The sequence below is a fragment of the Roseateles sp. genome (genome assembly GCF_036486225.1).
Lineage (GTDB): Bacteria > Pseudomonadota > Gammaproteobacteria > Burkholderiales > Burkholderiaceae_C > Roseateles.
Window position 1 is genome coordinate 1 of sequence record NZ_DASVNZ010000249.1, and the last position, 20,852, is coordinate 20,852.

The 20,852-nt window shown below is 67.0% G+C and carries 16 protein-coding genes; 9 read left to right on the plus strand and 7 right to left on the minus strand.

The window, feature by feature from the left end; translation table 11 throughout:
* Positions 1 to 1,870: diguanylate cyclase (locus VF536_RS16575; RefSeq protein WP_331615964.1), on the plus strand; the 1,870-nt coding region annotated here is incomplete at its 5' end.
* 15 nt (positions 1,871 to 1,885) lie between these two features.
* On the opposite strand, the gene VF536_RS16580 is transcribed toward VF536_RS16575, so the two are convergent.
* A complete protein-coding gene (locus VF536_RS16580) occupies positions 1,886 to 3,718 on the minus strand; it encodes an alkaline phosphatase D family protein (protein WP_331615965.1) in 1,833 nt (610 codons plus the stop codon).
* 262 nt (positions 3,719 to 3,980) lie between these two features.
* On the opposite strand from VF536_RS16580, the gene VF536_RS16585 reads away from it, so the two are divergent.
* Both VF536_RS16585 and VF536_RS16590 read left to right on the plus strand, forming a co-directional pair.
* Positions 3,981 to 5,225: a cation:proton antiporter gene (locus VF536_RS16585; RefSeq protein ID WP_331615966.1), complete on the plus strand. Its 1,245-nt coding sequence runs from the start codon at positions 3,981 to 3,983 to the stop codon at positions 5,223 to 5,225.
* 73 nt (positions 5,226 to 5,298) lie between these two features.
* Positions 5,299 to 6,435, plus strand: a complete 1,137-nt coding sequence (locus VF536_RS16590) for a YbdK family carboxylate-amine ligase (RefSeq protein WP_331615967.1) — start codon at positions 5,299 to 5,301, stop codon at positions 6,433 to 6,435.
* A gap of 90 nt (positions 6,436 to 6,525) precedes the next feature.
* Here the strand turns inward: VF536_RS16590 and VF536_RS16595 are convergent, their stop codons facing one another.
* On the minus strand, positions 6,526 to 7,707 hold the full coding sequence (locus tag VF536_RS16595) for an ATP-binding protein (RefSeq protein ID WP_331615968.1): 1,182 nt from the start codon (positions 7,705 to 7,707) through the stop codon (positions 6,526 to 6,528).
* Positions 7,708 to 8,046: 339 nt separating this feature from the next.
* Positions 8,047 to 8,418, minus strand: a complete 372-nt coding sequence (locus tag VF536_RS16600; RefSeq protein ID WP_331615969.1) for a hypothetical protein — start codon at positions 8,416 to 8,418, stop codon at positions 8,047 to 8,049.
* 705 nt (positions 8,419 to 9,123) lie between these two features.
* Here VF536_RS16600 and VF536_RS16605 point away from each other — a divergent pair.
* On the plus strand, positions 9,124 to 10,020 hold the full coding sequence (locus tag VF536_RS16605; RefSeq protein ID WP_331615970.1) for an Abi family protein: 897 nt from the start codon (positions 9,124 to 9,126) through the stop codon (positions 10,018 to 10,020).
* Between the two features lie 325 nt (positions 10,021 to 10,345).
* Positions 10,346 to 10,666, plus strand: coding sequence for a hypothetical protein (locus VF536_RS16610; RefSeq protein ID WP_331615971.1), 321 nt, complete (start codon positions 10,346 to 10,348; stop codon positions 10,664 to 10,666).
* Between the two features lie 47 nt (positions 10,667 to 10,713).
* Here VF536_RS16610 and murU read toward each other — a convergent pair whose 3' ends face one another.
* The gene (gene murU / locus VF536_RS16615; protein ID WP_331615972.1) at positions 10,714 to 11,406 is read right to left on the minus strand and encodes an N-acetylmuramate alpha-1-phosphate uridylyltransferase MurU; all 693 of its coding nucleotides are present in this window, start codon (positions 11,404 to 11,406) and stop codon (positions 10,714 to 10,716) included.
* A gap of 114 nt (positions 11,407 to 11,520) precedes the next feature.
* Here murU and tkt point away from each other — a divergent pair, with 114 nt between their 5' ends.
* From tkt to VF536_RS16635, 4 genes are all read left to right on the plus strand, one after another.
* Positions 11,521 to 13,614, plus strand: a complete 2,094-nt coding sequence (gene tkt, locus VF536_RS16620; RefSeq protein ID WP_414710397.1) for a transketolase — start codon at positions 11,521 to 11,523, stop codon at positions 13,612 to 13,614.
* 205 nt (positions 13,615 to 13,819) lie between these two features.
* On the plus strand, positions 13,820 to 14,881 hold the full coding sequence (locus tag VF536_RS16625; protein WP_331615974.1) for a hypothetical protein: 1,062 nt from the start codon (positions 13,820 to 13,822) through the stop codon (positions 14,879 to 14,881).
* Between the two features lie 259 nt (positions 14,882 to 15,140).
* Complete coding sequence (gene gap / locus VF536_RS16630; RefSeq protein WP_067281231.1) at positions 15,141 to 16,139, plus strand: type I glyceraldehyde-3-phosphate dehydrogenase; 999 nt, start codon at positions 15,141 to 15,143, stop codon at positions 16,137 to 16,139.
* A gap of 286 nt (positions 16,140 to 16,425) precedes the next feature.
* Positions 16,426 to 18,219: a S8 family peptidase gene (locus tag VF536_RS16635; RefSeq protein WP_331615976.1), complete on the plus strand. Its 1,794-nt coding sequence runs from the start codon at positions 16,426 to 16,428 to the stop codon at positions 18,217 to 18,219.
* Between the two features lie 296 nt (positions 18,220 to 18,515).
* On the opposite strand, the gene VF536_RS16640 is transcribed toward VF536_RS16635, so the two are convergent.
* From VF536_RS16640 to VF536_RS16650, 3 genes are all read right to left on the minus strand, one after another.
* Positions 18,516 to 19,208, minus strand: a complete 693-nt coding sequence (locus VF536_RS16640) for a hypothetical protein (RefSeq protein ID WP_331615977.1) — start codon at positions 19,206 to 19,208, stop codon at positions 18,516 to 18,518.
* A 6-nt stretch (positions 19,209 to 19,214) separates the two neighbouring features.
* Positions 19,215 to 20,066: a biotin--[acetyl-CoA-carboxylase] ligase gene (locus VF536_RS16645; RefSeq protein ID WP_331615978.1), complete on the minus strand. Its 852-nt coding sequence runs from the start codon at positions 20,064 to 20,066 to the stop codon at positions 19,215 to 19,217.
* 190 nt (positions 20,067 to 20,256) lie between these two features.
* Positions 20,257 to 20,814, minus strand: coding sequence for an SET domain-containing protein (locus VF536_RS16650; protein WP_414710398.1), 558 nt, complete (start codon positions 20,812 to 20,814; stop codon positions 20,257 to 20,259).
* Between the last annotated feature and the right edge of the window lie 38 nt (positions 20,815 to 20,852).

Below are 20,852 nucleotides of genomic sequence, written 5' to 3' on the forward strand. Positions count from 1 at the left end.
CGGCACGCAGGACGGGCTCTACCGCTTGCCGCCGGGTGCGCCAGGTGCGCCGGCGCCAGGCGTGCAGGCCGTGCCCGGCACACATGGCGCGCCGGCTGGTCAGACCGCGCCGATCCGGCTCCGGCAGGAAGGCGGCCAACCCTTGACCGGCGACGTCAACGCGATCTCCGAGACCGAGGACGGCGGCCTGTGGGTCGGCACCGAGAAGGGCCTGTACCGCCTCCCTCCCGGCGGCACGGAGCTGGTCGTCGCACGCGCGCGGCCGGGCCGCGACATGAGCCACCACTCGATCGTCGGCCTGCTGGTCGACTCGAAGCAGCGCCTGTGGGTGGACACCGCGGCGGGGCTGCACCTGCTCACCCGCTGGGACGGCCGCGACGCGGAGTTCGACCGCATCAGCGAGAAACACGGCGTGATCGGCCGCTCGTTCGGCGCCAACCTCCTCGAGGACGGCGAGGGACGCATCTGGTCGCAGAACTTCGTCTACGACCCGGTCAAGGACAACTACTACGAGCTGACCAACGCCGACGGCGTCGACATCGGCACCGGCTGGTTCCGCGCCTACCTGAAGACGCGGGACGGCCGGCTGCTGTTCGGCGGCAGCAAGGGCGTGCTGGTGGTGACGCCGGAGCGCTTCGAGGCCTGGGCGTATCAGCCCGCGCTGGTGGCGACGGAACTGCGCGTGGACGGCCAGCGCCTGGCCGCCGGCAAGCTGCCGGAGGACGGCCTGACCATCGGTGCCGACAACCGCAGCTTCAGCGTCGAGTTCGCCGCGCTCGACTTCAGCGAGCCCGAACGCAACCGTTATGCGTACCAGCTGGAGGGCTTCGATCCGGAGTGGATCAGCACCGGCGCCGACCTGCGCGTGGCGGTCTACACCAACCTCGATCCGGGCAGGTACCGGCTGCGCGTGCGCGGCACCAACCGCAACGGCGTGTGGAGTCCGCTGGAGCTCGACATCCCGGTGCGCGTGATGCCGGACTGGTGGCAGACCTGGTGGGCGCGCACGCTCGGCGGCGCGACGCTGATCGCGCTGGTCTACCTGCTGGTCGCGCTGCGGACCTCCTACCTGCGGCGCTCGCAGATGGCGCTGGAGATCAAGGTGCGGGCGCGGACGGCCGAGCTCGAGCGGCTCTCGCTCGACCTGCAGGCGAAGACGGTCGCGCTGGAGGAGTCCAGCCTGTCCGATCCGCTGACCGGACTGCGCAACCGGCGTTTCCTGACGCAGCACATCGACGCGGACGTGGCGCTGGCCGTGCGCCGTCACGAGCAGGCGCGCGGCAACAGCGGCAACAGCGGCGAGGCACCGCCGGACGACGGCGACCTGATCTTCTTCCTGCTCGACCTCGACCACTTCAAGGCGCTGAACGACCGCCTCGGCCACGCGGCCGGCGATGCGGTGCTGCAGCAGATGCGCGCGCGGCTCACGACCGTGTTCCGCGAGGCGGACTACCTCGTCCGCTGGGGCGGCGAGGAGTTCCTGATCGTCGCGCGCGACACCTCGCGGGCGCATGCGGCGGAACTCGCCGAGCGCGCGCGGCTGCAGGTCAGCGGCGCGCCGTTCGACCTCGGCGAAGGCCGGACCGTGGATGTGACCTGCTCGGTGGGCTTTGCCGCCTTCCCGCTCGCGCGGGCCTTCCCCCGCGCGCTCGATTGGGCCGCGACGATCGCCCTGGCGGACGAGGCGCTCTACGCGGTCAAGCGCGCAGGGCGCGACGGATGGGAAGGCGTGCTGGACGCGCCCGCGACGGACGAGGACGCGCTACGCCGCCGTGCGCGCGGGCCCTTGGGCGAGTGGCTCGACAGTGGCGCGCTGCGCGTCCTCCGCTCCGGACGGACCCCGTCCGACTGCGCACCCGACGAGCTGTGAACGCGCCGGCAGCGGTCAGACCTCGACCAACCGTCGATTGCCCTTACCCTCACCCGGCAGCACGCGCAGCGATCTGGCAACACGCGAGGTGTACGCCGGCGCCGTCACCGTGTCGACGAGCGTCCAGTCCGCGCGACATTCCGTGGGCGTCGCCCTGATCTCCATATATCCGCGACTGGACGTTTCGGCGAACCGCAAGGACTTGACGAACAGCTTGAAGCCCATGGCCACGATGGTCGGAGACTGTTTGGCCAGATACACCTCGAGTCCCGGCGATGTGACCGATGGCGTGGCGAACTCCACACCGATGTGCTGCCCCTGCAGATCCTGCAGATCGCTGGCCCAGGCGTTGTGACTGTCCCCGGCCAGGACCACGAGGTTTTTCCCCAGCCCGCGCACTTCGCTCAGCAGACGCTCCCGCGAGGTGGGATATCCATCCCAGGCATCCAGGTTGTACGGCAGGTACGGCTGATCGAGCCAGCGCTGCTCCTCCGATGTCAGCGTCAAGTTCTTCTTCGACAACAGATCACCGTAGGCTTGCAGCGACAGGCCAAGGCCGGTCTTGATCCGCTCCAGCAGGAGCGGCGCGGGCAGGCTCATCCGTGCCATCAGGACCTGCTGGCCCAACACCTGCCAGGTGGCCGTCGACTTCATCATCCGATCAGACAGCCAGTCCCGCTGCTTCTTGCCCAGCAGATCCTGGTCCTGCTCTTCGAGGGCTTTGCGGAACGCGTCCTGGTCGAAGTCCGTCGACGATACGAAGTCCTCGAGCGCCAGTTGCTTCTTGCGCCTGCGAAGACGCGTGTCGAGCATGTTCAAGGACAGCAGGTTGCCGAAGTCGAAGCCGCGGTAATTCTCGAGCCGGCGGCCCGTATCGCGCACCGGCAGCCATTCCCGCCACGCACGCGCCGCCGCGTTCCTCCGCTTCTTGAACGTGCCTTCGACGTCCTGATGGTTCGCCGCGCCGTCGTGCCAGGCGTCATTGGCAAATTCATGGTCGTCCCAGACGGCGATCATCGGCGCGAGCTGGTGCAGGCGCTGCAAGTGCTCGTCGGCGCGGCTTCGCGCATAGCGACGCCGATAGTCGACGAGCTTCACGGCCTCCTCTTCGGGATCCGTCCTGCGCTCCGGCACGACTGGGAAGTCCGCGGGATAGGCGTTGCCCGCCGATTCGTAGATGTAGTCGCCCAGATGCAGGAGTGCGTCGTAGCAGCCGGGGCTGGCCTCCATGCGCTTGACCGCCTCGGCGTAGACGTTGAAGTAGCCCATCCGGTAGTTGGCGCACGAGAACACCGCGAGGCGCACCTGCTCCACCGCGCCCACAGGCAATGTCCTGGTCTGGCCGATCGGCGATGTGGCCGATCCGGCCTTGAACCGATACCAGTAGCGCGTTCCTGGCTTGAGGCCCATGGCATCGACCTTGACGCAGAAGCCTTGAGAGGGCGAGGCGTGCGTGTCGCCCTGGGCGGAAATGCGGCCGAAGTGCTCGTCTTCGGAGATCTCCCAACGGACCGGAACGTCCGGGATGTTCTTTCTTCCCCTGGTCGTCTTCCGCGCCCTTCCCTCTTCGTCATGGGCATCGAGATCGGACGGCCCGACATGCTGATGAACCACACGCGTCCAGAGGATGACGCAATCGGACAGCGGATCCCCGCTGGCCACGCCGTGCGTGAATCGCAGGTTGAGCGGCGGGGCGACAACCCCTGTACTCCCGGTCGCCGATCCATCGAGAGGCAGCGCTCCCAGGATGGCAGCGGCGGCGCTGCCGCCGAGCAGGCGGCGGCGCAAGCCATCCACTTCCCCGTCATCGTGGTGGTCGGAGGCGTCACGGAACGGTCGGCGGGTCATCGGTCATCCAGTCGGAGTGAAGGGCGCCTGAGTCGGAACGGACGACACCCGGTCCGCAGGAATTGCCAGGCAGAAATGACGGCAAACCCGACCCGATGACGCCCAGGCAAGGACTGACCCGCAAGCGCCACCCCGTGCCTGCCGGCTTCGCGGGCCGCGCGCGCCGATTGCCCTGGCGCGGCACCGCCCCCGGCATCGAGGGGCGCCGACGGTCAGCGGCCTAGAATCGCTGGCCGTCCATTAACGAGGGTCCCCTGCTTTGATGAACGACTTTGCGAACTTCCTGCAGTTCAGCAGCTGGCCGCCCCGGCCCGACTGGCTGTTCTGGGCCTCGCTGACGATGGTGGCCGCCGGCGTGCTCGGCGAATTCGTCAACCGGCGGCTCGGCCTGCCTCGCGTCGTCGGCTACAGCGTCGTCGGCATGGTGCTGGCGGCGCTGGGTCACGGCATCTTCGCCAACGGCGCGCTCGACGCGCGGCTGCGGCTCGTGGTCGACCTCGCGCTCGCGCTGCTGCTGTTCGAGATGGGCTCGCGCGTGAACCTGCGCTGGCTGCGCAACAACAAGGCGCTGCTGGGCGCCAGCGCGGCGGAGGCCGTCGCGTCCTTCGCCATCGTCGGCGTCGGCCTGATGCTGCTGGGCGTGAGCCCGCTGGTGGCGTTCAGCTGCGCGGTGCTGACGATGGCGTCGAGCGCCGCCGTGGTCGGCCGGGTCGGCGCGGAGCTGCGCGCCGCCGGTCAGGTGAGCGAACGCATGCTCGCGCTGACCTCGCTGAACACGATCTACGGCGTGCTCGCGCACAAGCTGCTGCTGGGCTGGCTCGCGCTGGACCAGAAGGGCGACTGGCTGGAAGCCGTCGCGCAGCCGCTGTATGCCTTCATCGGCTCGATCATCGTGGCCGCGCTGCTGGCGCGGCTCACCGCCAACCTGATGCGCCGGCTGGACCTGCGCAACGAGAACTCGGTACTGATGCTGCTGGGCCTGGTGCTGGTGGCGCTGAGCGTGGCGCGGGTGCTGAACCTGTCGACGCTGCTGGTGCCGCTGCTGGCCGGCATGATCCTGCGCAACACCACGGAACGCCCCTGGGTCTGGCCCCGCCACTTCGGCACGGCGGGCGGGGTGCTGGTGCTGATGCTGTTCGTCGCGGTCGGTTCCGCATGGACGCTGGACGCGCTGGCGATGGGCGCGGTGCTGGCGCTGGCGCTGCTGCTGCTTCGCCTGTTCGCCAAGGCGCTGGCCCTGACCGGCATGGCGCGCCTGAGCGGCATCGACGCCCGCCAGGGCGTCGCGCTGGCGGTCTGCCTGAGTCCGGTGTCCGGCACGATGCTGGTGCTCTTCAGCGAAGTGCAATTGCATCACCCGCAGGTCGCGGTGATGCTGGCGCCGGTCATTCTCTCGACGATCGCCTTGATGGAGCTGGTCGGCCCGATCGCCGTGCAATGGGGCCTGCGCCTCGCCGGCGAGCATCACCCTGAAACACCGCCAGTCAAGGAGGCTGCGAAGCGATGAGCACAGCCGCACGGCCGCCCGAAGGCGGTGCTGCGTCCCTCTCGGAGGGACCGGCGAAGCCGAGGGAGCAAACATGAGCCTCGAACCATTTGCCATTTCCAAGCCTCTGACGATGGGGGTGGAGCTGGAGCTCCAGATCGTCAACCGCCACGACTACGACCTGATGCCGGGGTCCAAGGACCTGCTGCGGGTGATGAAGGGCGAGACCGTGCCGGGCGACGTCACGCCCGAGATCACGGACAGCATGATCGAGCTCTGCACCAACGTGTGCACGAACTACGAGCAGGTGCTGGAGCAGCTGACCACCACGCGCGATGCGCTGGTGCGCAGCGCCGACCGGCTCAACCTCGGCCTGTCGGGCGGCGGCACGCACCCTTACCAGCACTGGAGCAAGCAGCGGATCTTCGACAAGCCGCGCTTCCAGGAGATCTCGTCGCTGTACGGCTACCTGAGCAAGCAGTTCACGGTGTTCGGGCAGCACGTGCACATCGGCTGCGAAGGCCCGGACCATGCGCTGCGGCTGCTGCACGGGCTGTCGCGTTTCATCCCGCATCTGATCGCGCTGTCGGCGTCCTCGCCGTACGTGCAGGGGAATGACACCGGCTTCCATTCGGCGCGGCTGAACTCGGTGTTCGCGTTCCCGCTGTCGGGGCGCGCGCCCTTCGTGCTGACCTGGGACGACTTCCTGGTCTTCTTCGAGAAGATGACCCACACCGGCGTCGTGAAGAGCATGAAGGACTTCTACTGGGACATCCGGCCCAAGCCCGAGTTCGGGACGATCGAGGTGCGCGTGCTGGACACGCCGCTGACGATCGAGAAGGCCTCGGCGCTGGCGGCGCTGATCCAGTGCCTGGCGCGGTGGATCTCGCACGACAAGCCGTTCGCGCTGCACGAGGACGACTACCTGCCCTACACGTTCAACCGGTTCCAGGCCTGCCGGTTCGGGCTGGACGGGACCTTCGTCGATCCGAAGAGCGGCGAGCACCGGAGCCTGCGCGAAGACCTGAACGTCACGCTGCACGCGCTGGAGCCGCACGCGGTCGCGCTGAAGGCGGAGCCGGCGCTGCGCTATGTCCGCGAGGAAATGCGCTGGCAGGGCAACGACGCGACGTGGGCGCGCGGGGTCGTGGAGAAGGAACAGCTGCTGAACGAACTGGTGCGGCAGCAGTGCGAGCGCTGGGCGGGACGGCCGGTGGGGACGGCGAGGTGATCGAGCCGACCGCGGCGACCCTCGCGTAGAAGGTCGCCGCAGGGTTGTCGCGCGCGAGCTGAATGCGTGGCATTCAGCCCACGTGCCGCTTCAGACCGTCTGGCTCCCCATCAGCGTGACACGCTGCGTCGACTCCGTCAGCAGGCGCCCTTCCTCCAGTGCCTCACGGATGCCGAATTCCTCCAGGGCGTAAACACCATGGGGAGAACGCCAGAGGAAGCCCTTGTCCTTCAGCGCCTCCAGGGCCAGCCGAACGCTCTCGACGCTGATGGGCTCATTGACCTTGTTGCCGTCGTCCACCTCGATCACGAGCCGGTAGGTTTCCAGGGTGCGATCCCAGAAGGGCACGAAACGCCGACCCTGCGCTGCGAGCACGCGCAGCACGGCGGATTGGAGCGGGCTGAGCAGTCCCACCAGTCCGAGCAGACTCTGAATCCGCAGGTCGGCGCGCGCCTCGACGGCCTCTTCAAAGGCAGCGGCCGCCGCCGCGGGGGTCCAGTCGTCTCGCGCGGCCAGTGCGCTCAGACCATCCTGCATCCACTCGGGACGATAGCCGGAACGCTCGAAGAGCCGAGCCACCGCGTCCACGCTCAACGCGGCCGAAGCCGGTGCACGTTGGCAGATCCAGTCCAGGAAATCTGTGCCAAGCGGGGGGAACTCCTTCATGGGGGCGCAGAAGAACGCCTGGTCCTTCCACTCCACCATCACCGCCAGCTTGTCGCGATTCGATCCCGTCGCCACGATGCGCAGCCCGTGATGCGGCCCCATGTTCAGCTTGTCGCGAGCGGCCTTCATGGCACAGAGCGCGGTACTCCCCTTCTCTGTCGTGTTCGCATGCTGAGCCTCGTCGACGATGAGCACGATCATTCGCTGGCACTCATCGGAAAGCGCGGCCAAGGCCTTGGCGAGAGAGACTTGCTTGCCCAGGCCGACCCGGTCCAGGGTGAATGCGACCCCGGCCATGTTCACCCGCTCCAAGCCGGCCGAACGGGCAAGACGCATGACGACGCCTTCATGCTTCGCCAACTCTCCGCGGATGGCCTCGATGATGACATCGCCTGGGTCCTGATCAAGGTCCTCCCAGAGGTCGATATAGATGACGATGGCGCCGCGGCGCTTCAGCTCTGGGCAGAGGTCCTGCTGCAGGAACGTCGACTTGCCGGTGCGACGACGGGCGCCGAGAAAGAGGCCGGACCGTGCGGGCGCAAGGTCGTCGTCAAGGATGTGGGTTGCCAGCTCTTGCGCCAGCGCAGTGCGATGAAAGATGGACACGGGCTACTTCTCCAGATCGATTCAACAAGGCTGAACGAGATCCCGGATCGCCGCTCTGATTGGTCGAGCCGCAATCGGAATCACGAGTACGCATGCTCTGCGCATCGACCCGAACGCTCTCTGATTTAAATCAAAGACTTCTGGCGCTTCCTTCCTAGGTGGGAGGAGGGTCAGGTCTTGTTATCCATGAGTGCACCAACTTGAAGCGAACGCCTTGATCTCAGTCATGTGCATGCCCTCAAAGAAACCGCCCACGATCTCGGGCCATGTCACTGGCCTGAGATCGTGGGCGGCTTTTCTCTAGCGGCGCTCTGCTGTTTGAGATCGCAATCTGCGATCTCAAACGGGGACCTCGTCGACTGCGCGGCCGACGATGCCGAGCATCCCAAGGCCTTCGCGCAGAGACTGGCGCACGCTCTCCACCACGTGGCGGGAGGGATCGCCCTCCACGCAGTTGTCCTCGACCAGCGACAGCGTCGCGGCAGCGGACACCAGCGTGTGACGCAGGTTGGCGATGGCCGAGGCGACGGACACGTCGGTGCGCAGGCAGACCGCGTCGGCGCCGAGCCGCAGGCCGAAGAGCTGCGCGTCGCTCATGCCCCATTCGTTTTGAAGGCTGATGAGCGAGCCGACGTCGCAGCCCGCCAGCGGGCGGCGGTCGCGGATCGGGCCGCGCGTTTCGTTGATACGCGTTTGATGCAGGGTTCCCATGTTCGTAAAACTCCGATGAACTTTGGAAACCACCGACTTCGATTGCCGAGTCGCGACATGCGGTCGATCGAATCGAAGAGGTGGGCGAGATGTCAAACCACGCAGCACTCCGTCGTGTGGTCACCCTCACGGAATGACCCATCTCGCCCGTAAACCATGAGTACGGGAAGAGCCTCACGTTGATCGCGAGGCCTGAGCGCTGGTGTGTTTGAAGCACCTGCGTGCATCGTGCAACCGGTCGACGAATCACTCTCTGATAAAAATCAAAGCGCTCCGGCGATTCCGCCATCGTGGGGACGCTTGGGGGATGCGCCTCCCACCAAAGTGCCAGGTCTTGTCAACGAATCGTCAGGTTGACGACCGCCGGCGGTTTTCAGATTTCAAGTCCGATTTGACGCGATTTCGCGGTTCTCTGATCTGCGTCAAACCTATGCGACTTCAGGCCGCCTTTTCGGCTCAGTGAACACCTGCGCATGACAAAGTCCCGGGTCTTGCTTGATGGGTGTCTCCCGTTGGCATCGGCCTTCCAAGGCAGATGGACCGACAGGTGATGCGATGCCACTTCAGACTTGCGACGAGTGAAGGCATCGCGTTAGAGTTCGCCGCAACACACCCGCCACACGTCCTGGTTTTCGGCCAGGGTTCTGCGAAAGCAGACGTGCAAAAGGCGGGTTTTCTGTTTCTGGGGCACGACACGTGGTCCAAATGAAGATTCCGTACGAGAAGAAGGCACTCACGCCCGAGGACCTTCTCAAGAAGCTCCAGGATCGCGGCCTCGTCGTCGCTCCAGGCACTGAAGGGCTCGCGCTGGACTATCTGCGTGGTGTCGGCGCCTACCGCCTCAAGGGCTACTGGCACCACATGGCGCATCCCACGACCAAGTGCTTCAACGCAGGCGCGAATTTTGAGCAGATCATTTCTCGATGTGAATTCGATCGTGAACTCCGAGCTGCCACCATCGATGCGATTGAACGGTTGGAGGTCGCCATCCGATCAGCAATCGCCAATCTGCTCAGCCTGAAGCATTCGCCCCATTGGTTCCTGGAGCCGAAGATCTTCAAGCCAACGCGAGAGTGGGGAATGGGTCAACTGCTTCGCAAGATCGAGGATGAGGTCCATCGCTCCGACCGCAAGCGCTTCATCGATCACTACTTCTCGAGGCACGATGAGCCCTATCTACCGCCGAGTTGGGCCGTCAGTGAGTGTGTGACTTTCGGTCTGTGGTCCCGAACGTATTCGATCCTTCGCGATCCCAATGACAAGAAGGTGATCTGCAAGCGCTTCGGCGTGGATGAGCCAGATGTCTTCAAGTCTTGGATTCACAGCCTCTCGGTAGTGCGGAATCTTGTCGCTCATCACGGACAAGTCCTGCGCGTGAAGCTGGGCGTCGGTCCAGCCAACTACAAGAAGGCGGGGATCAAGTTCCGCGATCAGAAGAGCTTCTTTGCGACCGCCACTGTCGTCCAATACTTGCTTCGCCAAACCAAGCTGCCCAACAGCTGGGTCGCCGATCTCGATCGCATCTTCGCGAACTACCCGTCAATCTCACCGGCTGAGCTTGGGTTCCCGGCCACATGGAAGTCGGAACCTGGATGGGTGTAGCGGCTCGCCATGTTGATCAATTGCGACAGCTGGTCGTTTGAGATTGAACTCTGCTTCCCCAACCTTCGAGCAGGCGCTAGACTTCATCCCAACACACCCGCCACACGTCCTGGTTTCGATCAGGGTTCTGCGCAAGCAGACGTGCAAAAGGCGGGTTTCTCGTTTCTGAGTCTCATCGTTTGAGATCGCAATCTGCGATCTCAAAACGTGGAAGGCTTCCGCTCGATTTTCCGCAGCGGCTTCCCTCTTCAGGGTGTCTCCCGAGTTCGCGCACGGCGTCTAGACTCGCGCGCTTCGAATTCCGGACTGTCAGCACGCGCCCGACATGAGCACCCTCTTCGCTACCTTCAGCCTGCTTTCCATGGTCGTCTCGACCATCGCCAGCATTGGCTGCATCTGGTTCGCCGCAAAGATCGTCGGCGCGCATGAAGCGACTTTCGGTCGCTGCCTGCTCGCCAGCGTCGTGTCGGTCTTGGTCGTGATCGCCGGCTTGCTGCTGCTCGGAACTCTGCGCGGTCTGCTGGTCGCGCCCCTGTTGATGCTGGTCGCCTTCAAGTTCATCCTGGACACCAGCTTCCTCGGCGCTTTCATCATCTGTGTGCTCACCGTCGCCTTCCAGACCGGCCTCAGAAAGCTCATGGAATGAACTCTGTTTGAGATCGCCATCTGCGATCTCAAACGGGCCGCTCGTTGTCAGCCCTTGGCGTTGAGCTCTTCCAACTGCTCCGGCGAGCCCACATTCGCCCACGGCCCCGTGTAGAGCTCCGCCGTCACCGCTCGCGCGTGGATCGCGCGGTCAAGGCTCGCGCGAATGCGCTGATGTTGACCCGGCTGCACGCTGTCGAAGAACGCACGCTTGTACAGGCCGATGTTGCTGTAGACCTCGAGGTCGCCATCGATCGTCGCGAAGCCAGCTGCGTCGATGCCGAAGTCGCCCGTCGGATGACGCGGCTGCTTCGGCACGAACCACAGGTGCGCCAGCAGCGGGCTCGCCGCGAAGGCCGCGGCCTGCGCCGGGTCGAACTCGAAGTCGGGAATGAAGATGTCCGCCGACACCGCCCAGAACGCCTCGTCGCCGTCCGCGCACAGCAGGTCCAGCGCCGTCGCGATGCCGCCGCCCGTCTCCAGCGCGCGGCCGTAGCGCTCGCCTTCGTGGCTGTAATGCAGCGTCACGCCGAATCGCGCGCCGTCGCCCAGCGTCGCCTCGAACTGCCCGTGCAGCCACGCCGTGTTGATCACGATGTCCCGGATCCCCGCCCGCGCGAAGGCTTCGATGTGCCACTCGATCAGCGGCTTGCCGCGCACCTTCAGCAAGGGCTTGGGCGTGTGGTCGGTCAGCGGCCGCATGCGCTCGCCGCGCCCGGCCGCGAGGATCATGGCTCGCATCGATCAATCCAGGAAATGAGGCCGCGAGTGTAGAGGGCACTCTCCAGCACTTCCCCGCGCACTTTTCCACCCGAGTCACGAACGCCAAAACCGCTTCCCGGCGGCATCACTAGAATGCCGGGTTTGCCCCAACTCCTGCCCGAGACCACCATGGCCGAGACCAGCGCTGCCGTCGTCACCCCGAACACCACCCAGATGGCCAACGCCATCCGTGCCCTGGCGATGGACGCCGTCCAGCAGGCCAACTCCGGCCACCCGGGCGCCCCCATGGGCATGGCCGAAATCGGCGTCGCGCTGTGGAAGCGCCACCTGCGCCACAACCCGGCCAACCCGCAGTGGGCCGACCGCGACCGCTTCGTGCTGTCCAACGGCCACGGCTCGATGCTGATCTACGCCCTGCTGCACCTGACCGGCTACGACCTGCCGATCTCCGAGCTCAAGGCCTTCCGCCAGATGCACTCCAAGACCCCGGGCCACCCGGAAGTCGGCATCACCCCCGGCGTCGAGACCACCACCGGCCCGCTCGGCCAGGGCATCTCCAACGCCGTCGGTTTCGCGCTGGCTGAGAAGCAGCTCGCCAAGGAATTCAACCGCGACGGCCACGCCATCGTCGACCACCACACCTACGTCTTCCTCGGCGACGGCTGCCTGATGGAAGGCGTCAGCCATGAAGCCTGCTCGCTGGCCGGCTCGTGGAAGCTGAACAAGCTGATCGCGATCTACGACGACAACGGCATCTCCATCGACGGCCAGGTCGGTCCCTGGTTCGGCGACGACACCGCCAAGCGCTTCGCCGCCTACGGCTGGAACGTCGTCGGCCCGGTCGACGGCCATGACGTCGACGCCGTCGACGCCGCCATCGCGCTGGCCAAGACCAGCAAGGACAAGCCGTCGCTGATCATCGCGAAGACCCACATCGGCAAGGGCAGCCCGAACCGCGCCAACACCTCCAAGGCCCACGGCGAACCGCTCGGCGCCGAGGAAATCAAGCTGACCCGCGAAGCGCTGGGCTGGTCGCACGAGCCCTTCGTGCTGCCCGCCGAGGTCTATGCCGACTGGGACGCCAAGGACGCCGGCACCGGCTTCGAAAAGGCCTGGGACGAGAAGTTCGACGCCTACGCGACGCAGTTCCCCGAACTGGCCGCGGAGTTCTCGCGCCGCAACGCCGGCGTGCTGCCGCCCAACTTCGCCGACGTCGCCGCGCAGGCCGTCATCGGCGCGCATGAGAAGGCCGAGACCGTCGCCTCCCGCAAGGCCAGCCAGATCGCGCTGGAAGCCTTCACCGCCGCGATGCCCGAGCTGCTGGGCGGCTCGGCCGACCTGACCGGCTCCAACCTGACCAACACCAAGAGCACGCCGGCCTTCCGCCTGGAAGAGGACGGCAGCTCCAACGGCGGCCGTCACATCAACTACGGCGTGCGCGAGTTCGGCATGGCCGCGATCATGAACGGCGTCGCGCTGCACGGCGGTTTCATCCCCTACGGCGGCACCTTCCTGACCTTCAGCGACTACAGCCGCAACGCCATCCGCATGGCCGCGCTGATGAAGCAGCGCGTGATCCACGTGTTCACGCACGACTCCATCGGCCTGGGCGAAGACGGCCCGACCCACCAGTCCGTCGAGCACGTCTCCAGCCTGAGACTGATCCCCGGCCTGGACGTCTGGCGTCCCGCCGACACCGCCGAGACCGCGGTGGCCTGGACGCTGGCCCTGGCCAACAGCCAGCGCCCCAGCGTGCTGGCGCTGAGCCGCCAGAACCTGCCTTACCTGAAGAAGTCGGGCGAGGCCGTCGACGCCATCACCACCGGCGGCTACGTGCTGAGCGAGCCGGCCGACGTCGGCCTGAAGAAGAAGGCGCAAGCGGTGCTGATCGCCACCGGCTCGGAAGTGCAGCTGGCCATCGCGGCCCAGCAGCAGCTGGCGGTGGCCGGCATCCCGGTGCGCGTGGTCTCGATGCCCTGCACGAGCCTGTTCGACCGCCAGGACGCCAAGTACAAGAAGGGCGTGCTGCCGGAAGGCCTGCCGCGCGTCGCCATCGAGGCCGGCGTGACCGACCTGTGGTGGAAGTACGGCGTCTCGGCCGTCGTCGGCCTGGACACCTACGGCGAATCGGCCCCGGCCAACGTGCTGTTCAAGCACTTCGGCTTCACGCCGGAGAACGTCGTCGACACCGTCAAGGTGGTGCTGGGCAAGGCGCGCCTGAAGTAAATCGCGACGCTCCGGCGATCGTCAGCAAAGGGGTGCCACGGCACCCCTTTTTCGTTGGCGCACGCCGACGGCCTCCGGCAAGGCCTGACCCTTCGTCCCCCGTTTCCCTGACCGGATCTTCACGCCTCAGCGCCTAGACTGCGCCCGCCCGCCGGCGACCTTGCCGCCCCGCGGACCCAGGGACAAGACCACCAAGAGGAACATGATGAAACGGCATCCCTTCGCCGCCGCCATCGGCGCACTCGGCCTGCTGGCCGCCTTGCTCGCGGGCGCGCCCGCTCACGCTCAGCAAAGCGACATCAGCGACGCACCCGCCGATCCCGCCACCAGCACCTTGCGCTGCCTGCAGGCGCCGGCCTCGCTCGAATACCCGGCAGAGCCGCGCCGACTCAACCTCGGCGGCACGGTGCGCGTGGCCTTGGCCTTCTCCGGGCCCGACAAGGCGCCGGACATCGACGTCCTCGCCCGCTTCGCCGACGAGCGCCTCGTCAACGCAGTGCGCGCGCATGTCGCCGCGTACCGTCTGCCGTGCCAGGCCGCAGGCCAGCCGCCAGTCCGCGCCGTCCAGACCTTCCTGTTCCATCCCCAGGAGGCCGTGCCGATCCGGTGGTCCCATCCCGTCGAGGAAGACGACCCCGCCCGCCTGCGCGCGATGCGCGAGTGCCTGCGCACGCCCGCCGAGAAGCTGGAGGTCCGCCCCTCCAAGTTCGACCGCAAGACCGTCAGCAACGTGCTGACCCGCATGACCTTCACCGCGCCGGACCAGCCGCCGCAGGTCGAGGTGCTGTACAGCTCCACCGGCGGCAACACGCAGGACGCCTTCCTCGATCGCGTCCGCGAGTACCGACTGCCCTGCCTGGCGCCGGACGCGCGGCCGGTGAGCTTCCTCCAGCAGATGGTCTACCGGCGCAACGATGCGGGGCGTTCCGTCTTCAAGGAGCAGGTCACGCTCGGCGAGTTCCTGTCCAACATCAAGGACATCCGCCAGCAGCAGGTCGAGTTCGACTTCAACACGATGAACTGCCCGTTCACCGTCGCGTGGAAGCTCGGCAAACCCGCCGTGGCCAACCACGTCGGCGAGGTCGGCGAGCACGACCGCAACCGCGCGGAGTTCCTGAGCTGGCTCGCGGGCCTGCAGATGGACCTCACGCCGGAACGTTTCGAGCGGCTCCTCGGCCGGGTGGTCAAGATCGATGTCGCCTGCGGCACCTTGCGGCTGCAGCCGGCCGTCACGGCGAGCGCGACGTCGGGTGCCACAGCGCCCTGACGCGTCCTGGCGTGCCATGCGGCGCCTTTGCCGTAACCGCCAGTCGCCGACGGCCGTAATCCGGTAACCCGCTCGAAACGTCGGGCGCCGACTATCTGTTCAAATCGAAGGTTCCCGGCGACCCAGCCGGCTGCCTGACCTCCCTGTCCTGGCAGCCCCGCGCGGCGCCGGACCGAACACCTCCGAGGCACGACGTCCACTGGCTGGGCGACGCGCCCATGACGTCATCGATTCATTTCACTCGCAGGAGACTTTCCTCATGACCATCAAGATCGGTATCAACGGGTTCGGTCGCATCGGCCGCATGGTGTTCCGCGCCGCCGTGGCGAACTTCAAGGACATCCAGATCGTCGCCATCAACGACCTGCTCGAGCCCGATTACCTGGCCTACATGCTCAAGTACGACAGCGTCCACGGCCGCTTCGACGGCGACGTCGCGGTCGACGGCAACACGCTGATCGTCAACGGCCAGCGCATCCGCCTGACCCAGGTCAAGGATCCCGCCGAGCTGAAGTGGAACGAAGTCGGCGCCGACATCGTCGTCGAAGCCACCGGCCTGTTCCTGACCAAGGAAACCGGCGAGAAGCATCTGACCGCCGGCGCCAAGAAGGTCATCATGTCGGCCCCGTCCAAGGACGACACCCCGATGTTCGTCTACGGCGTCAACGACAAGACCTACGCCGGCCAGGCCATCATCTCCAACGCCAGCTGCACGACCAACTGCCTGGCCCCGCTGGCCAAGGTGCTGAACGACAAGTGGGGCATCAAGCGCGGCCTGATGACCACCGTGCACGCCACCACCGCCACGCAGAAGACCGTCGACGGCCCGTCCAACAAGGACTGGCGCGGCGGCCGCGGCATCCTCGAGAACATCATCCCGTCCTCCACCGGCGCCGCCAAGGCCGTGGGCGTCGTGATCCCCGAGCTGAACAAGAAGCTGACCGGCATGTCCTTCCGCGTGCCGACCTCCGACGTCTCCGTCGTCGACCTGACCGTCGAGCTCAACAACAACGCCACCTACGCCGAGATCTGCGCCGAGATGAAGGCCCAGAGCGAAGGCGCCCTGAAGGGCGTGCTGGGCTACACCGAGGACAAGGTCGTCGCCACCGACTTCCGCGGCGACCCGCGCACCTCCATCTTCGACGCCGACGCCGGCATCGCGCTGGACGGCACCTTCGTCAAGCTGGTGTCCTGGTACGACAACGAGTGGGGCTACTCGAACAAGGTGCTCGAGATGGTCAAGGTCGTCGCCAAGTAAGCGACTGCACGAACCCCGGCGGTCTCTTGCCCGCCGTCCGAAGCCCCGCCTTGGCGGGGCTTTTCCGTTTCCGCCGCGCCTCCGGCCGAAACACCTGGCAACGGGTCCCGCCAAGGCCGGGATCGCCTCGGATACAAGCGGTCACCACTTCGACGCTAGTCCACCCATCTTTGCGTGAGGAATCCCCCTTTGGAGGTGATGCCTCGCAGCAAATGTGTCGACGCATTAGCAATTTCTTAGCGTCGCCACCCATAAACTGGTTAGCTCAGTTTTGTGGAGTTTCCGCATGTCCGTGCTGTGTTTGCCGAAGCGCCTGGCTGCTGCCCTGGCCCTGATCGGATTGTTCGGAGCCGGCAGCGCCGGCGCGGTCACCGGCGCCGTCCTGAAGCCGGACCAGCAACCCGACTTCGCGCGCGTCATCGTGCGCTTCAAGGCGCAGGCGGATGCCGTCAAGGCGCGACCGCTGGCGGCGCGCGCCACCCCCTCCGAAGCGAAGGACATCGCACAGGTGCGCGGCACGACGCTCGGTCTGAGACATGCCGCGTCGCTGCAGGCACGCCGCAGCCTGGACAACCGCACCCACGTCTACACCGCCAGCGGCATGAGCTCGGCGGAACTCGCCAAGCGCCTGGCCGCGGACGGCGACGTCGAGTCGGTCGAGGTCGACCGCTGGTGGAAGCACTATTCCGTGCCCAACGACGAGTTCTATGCGACCGCCGCCAGCAACGGCGTCACCGCGGGCCAGTGGTACCTCAAGGCACCTGATTCGACGGTGCTCTCGTCGATCAACGCGCCGGCGGCCTGGGACAAGTCGACCGGCAGCGGCGTCGTCGTCGCGGTGCTGGATACCGGCGTGCGCATGGACCATCCGGACCTGGCCGGTCAGTTCGTCGCGGGCTACGACATCATCGGTTTCGGCAACCGGAGCGACGCCAACTCGGTCGCCGCCGCCAATGACGGCAACGGTCCCGACAGCGACCCGAGCGACCCCGGCGACTGGGTCGACCAGGCCGACATCGACAGCGGACGCCTGAGCGGTTGCACGGCCGCCGACATCAGCTCGAGCTCCTGGCACGGCACCCGCGTGTCGGGCCTGATCGCGGCGCTGACCAACAACGGGCGAGGCATGGCCGGCCTGGCCTACGGCGCCAAGATCCTGCCGGTGCGCGTGCTGGGCAAGTGCGGCGGCTGGGCGTCCGACATCGCCGCGGGCATGCGCTGGGCGGCGGGTGTCGCCGTGCCGGGCCTGCCCACCAACAGCAACCCGGCCAAGGTCATCAACATGAGCCTGGGCGGCGACGGGGCCTGCAGCTCGACCTACCAGGACGCGATCACCGCGGCGTTCAACAACGGCACGTCCGTCGTCGTGGCGGCCGGCAACGGCGTCGAGAACGACGATCCGACCAAGGAGGGCGGCATCGCCGTCGGTACGCCGGCCAATTGCGCCAACGTGATCGCGGTCGCCGGGGTGCGTCATGCGGGGACCAAGGTCGGCTTCTCCAACCTCGGCCCGCAGGTGACGATCAGCGCGCCGGGCGGCAACTGCGTCAACACGACGCCGGGCAGCGCCTGCCTGTACCCGATCCTGTCGACCAGCAACAGCGGCACCACGACTCCGGTCGCGAACAGCAACGCCTTCAACTACACCGGCACCGGCACGAGCTTCTCGACGCCGCTGGTCAGCGGCACGATCGCGCTGATGCTGCAGGTGGATCCGACGCTGACGCCGACGCGCATCAAGGCGGCGTTGCAGTCGTCGGCGCGCGCTTTCCCGGCGCCTGCTGCCGGCGTCGCGCAATGCGTGGCCGGCAACAGCACGCAGCCGCAGCTGGAGTGCAACTGCACGACGGCGACCTGCGGTGCGGGCATGCTGGATGCGAATGCGGCGGTGGCGGCGGTGACGCCTGCCACCACGCCGACGACACCGACGACCCCCACCACGCCGACCACGCCCACCGACACGTCGTCGGGCGGTGGTGGTGGTGGCGCGATGAGCGGCCTGTGGCTGGCCGGCCTGGTGCTGGCGATCGTGGCGCTGCGTTGGCCAAGGCCGCGTCTGGCCAAGAGCCGCTCGAAGTAATCGAGCCTGAGCCCAAAGAAGTCCTCGGTGGCAAAACCGGGGCAGTACGGCAGTGGTTGGGGACGGGAGGTCGTGAGGTTTTGGCCCTTGCGGCCGGGGCCTCATGACCTCGCGGCCAACGCGCCGAACGAGTCAGGCAGGCGCTCTCCCGAGCGTCTCCGTACTTCTACCTCCGCTGGCCCTCACCCCTGCCCTCTCCCGCAAGCGGGAGAGGGAGTCGTTGCACCCAGCGTTGCGTTTTGCACCCCGGCGTTGCGTGTTGCGCTCTCTCGCAAACGAGAGGGGGTCAGGTGTTGTCAGCGGCTCGCGCCCGACCCCGAGCCGTTCGCTGCGCTTGCCGCGGATGAAGCTGCCGGCGCCTCCACCGAGCAGTCCTTGCGCTTCTCGCCCCAAGGCGGATTGGCCAGCGCGTTCAACTTCCCCGATTGCGTGCCGTCCAGGCGGGCCAGGCGCAGGGTCGTCTGCTGCAGCGGTTCCTGCAGCCGCATCACGCGCAGGCCCTTGTAGTTGCGCTTGGTCATCCCGTCGAGCGCCGCCAGCGCCGCCGCTTCGCTGTCGTGCTTGCTGAGCACCAGCGTCGGTTGTTCGTCGGGGAAGCCCTGCAGCGGCTCGAACGCGATCTTGGCGCTGCGGTAGGTGTCTTCCTTGCGTTCGCGGAAGTCCTTGCTGGGCATCTTGATCGTGGCCAGCGCCCACACGCCGCCGGTGTTGACCGCCGTGGCCTCGATCGCCGACGCCGGGATCCCGGCGCCGTTCAGCGCCGCGTTGGCGCGCTTGAGCAGCTCATCGCCGATCAGCGGCCCCAGTTCCAGGCAGGACCGCGCCGCGAGCTGCGTGACGGCCTTCTGGTTGAGCAGCGACAGCCGCTCCGGGTTGATCTGCTGGTCCAGCCGCGGCGCGCCCGGCGACACACCGGCGATCCACCCCTTGTTCCAGCCGAACACCAGCACGTTGACGACGAAGAGCAGGACGACCGCGGCGCGCAGCATCGTGGCTTACCCCTGTCCGGCGGACACGCCGCCGAGCCGTACGCTGACCTCGCCGCCGCTGACCGTCTGGCGGCCTTGCGGGGTGTCGATCAGCAGTTCACCGCGATCGTTGACGCCCGCTCCCGTGCCTTCCAGGAGCCCGGCGGTGATCGCCTTGCCCTGCAGCAGGTCGCGGCGTGCGAAGCGCTCGCGCCAAGCGCCGAACCCGGACTGCGGGAACGCCGCCAGCGCCTTCACCAGCACCGGCGCCAGCCGCGCCAGCGCCTGCGGCGGCGTGACGTCGGGGATCAGTTCCTGCAGGCAGGCGAAGCCGGTGTTGAGCTGCGACTCCGCGACCTTGGCGCGGTCCGACACGTTCAGGCCCACGCCGACCACCGCCATGCGCGAACTGCCGGCCGGCACGGTCTCGATCAGGATGCCGCCGAGCTTGCGCTCGTCCAGCCAGAGGTCGTTGGGCCACTTCAGGCCCAGGCGGCTGCCCTCGGGGTCGAGCGCCTCGGCGATCGCCGCGCCGACGACCAGCGACAGGCCGGACCAGTCCGCGACCTCCACCGGCATCGACAGCGAGAAGGTCAGCGACGCGCCAGGTGTGCTGTGCCAGGCGCGGCCTTGCCGGCCGCGGCCGTGGGTCTGGTGTTCCGCGATCAGCAGGCAAGGATGCAGGTCGTGCTGACGACGTCCGTACGGACGATCGCCGGCACGTCCCGCGGCCACGGTGCCCTCGTCGCGGCGCACGCGCTCGATCAGCGTGGCGTTGGTCGATTCGACCCGCGCCAGCACCTCGATGCTGAGCCCCGGCAGCAACGGCTCCAGGTCTTGCCACAGGGCCTCTGCGCCCCAGTTCTGATGTTCTTGCATCGCCGCGAATGTGATCCTGCGATCCCGTCTTTGGTCTTCCCGGGCCGAGCTGCCCGGTGGTCGTGAATGGCCGGAGTCTAGAGGGAGATGGTCCCCGTCCGGACGCCCGCACCATGAATCGGTGGCTGTAGGACCTGACAGGGTCCCCCGGCGACCTCGAACGCCCCGCCCGCGCGTTCCGGCGCTCCGCTCAGCGCTTGCGCTCCTTGGGCGCCAGCATCGTGCCCCGGCACCCCGGCGTACCGCACCGGCACTCGAACCGCTTCTTCAGCTTGGGCGTATAGCGTTCCTCGATCACCAGACCATAGTCGTAGAACAGCTCCTCGCCCGGCGAAATGTCCGTCAAGGCATGGATGAACACCCGGCCGTCGATCTCCTGGGCCTCGCAGTTGGGGCTGCAGGCGTGGTTGATCCAGCGCGCCAGGTTGCCGCCGACGGCCGCGTCGATGACCCCGCCGGTCTCAAGGTGAAAGTAGAAGGTATGGTCCGGTTGCGACGGATCGTGCGGATGGCGATCCAGCGCCTCGGACCACTCGATGCGTTCGCCCTTGTATTCGATGAGCTTCTCGCCCGCCTGCAGCGGCACCAGGGCGTACACGCCGCGGCCATGGACGCCCGAGGCGCGGACCTGGATCCGGGCGGACCGCCTGGGGGCAGGCGCCTGGACGCCCGCGTCCGCGGGCGGATCGATGGGGGCGGGAACACTCGGAGCGGAGCGCGGTTGCGGCATGGAGCGAGTCCGGTACATTGAATTCATGGGTGCGCGCGCGTGCTCACACGTACGTA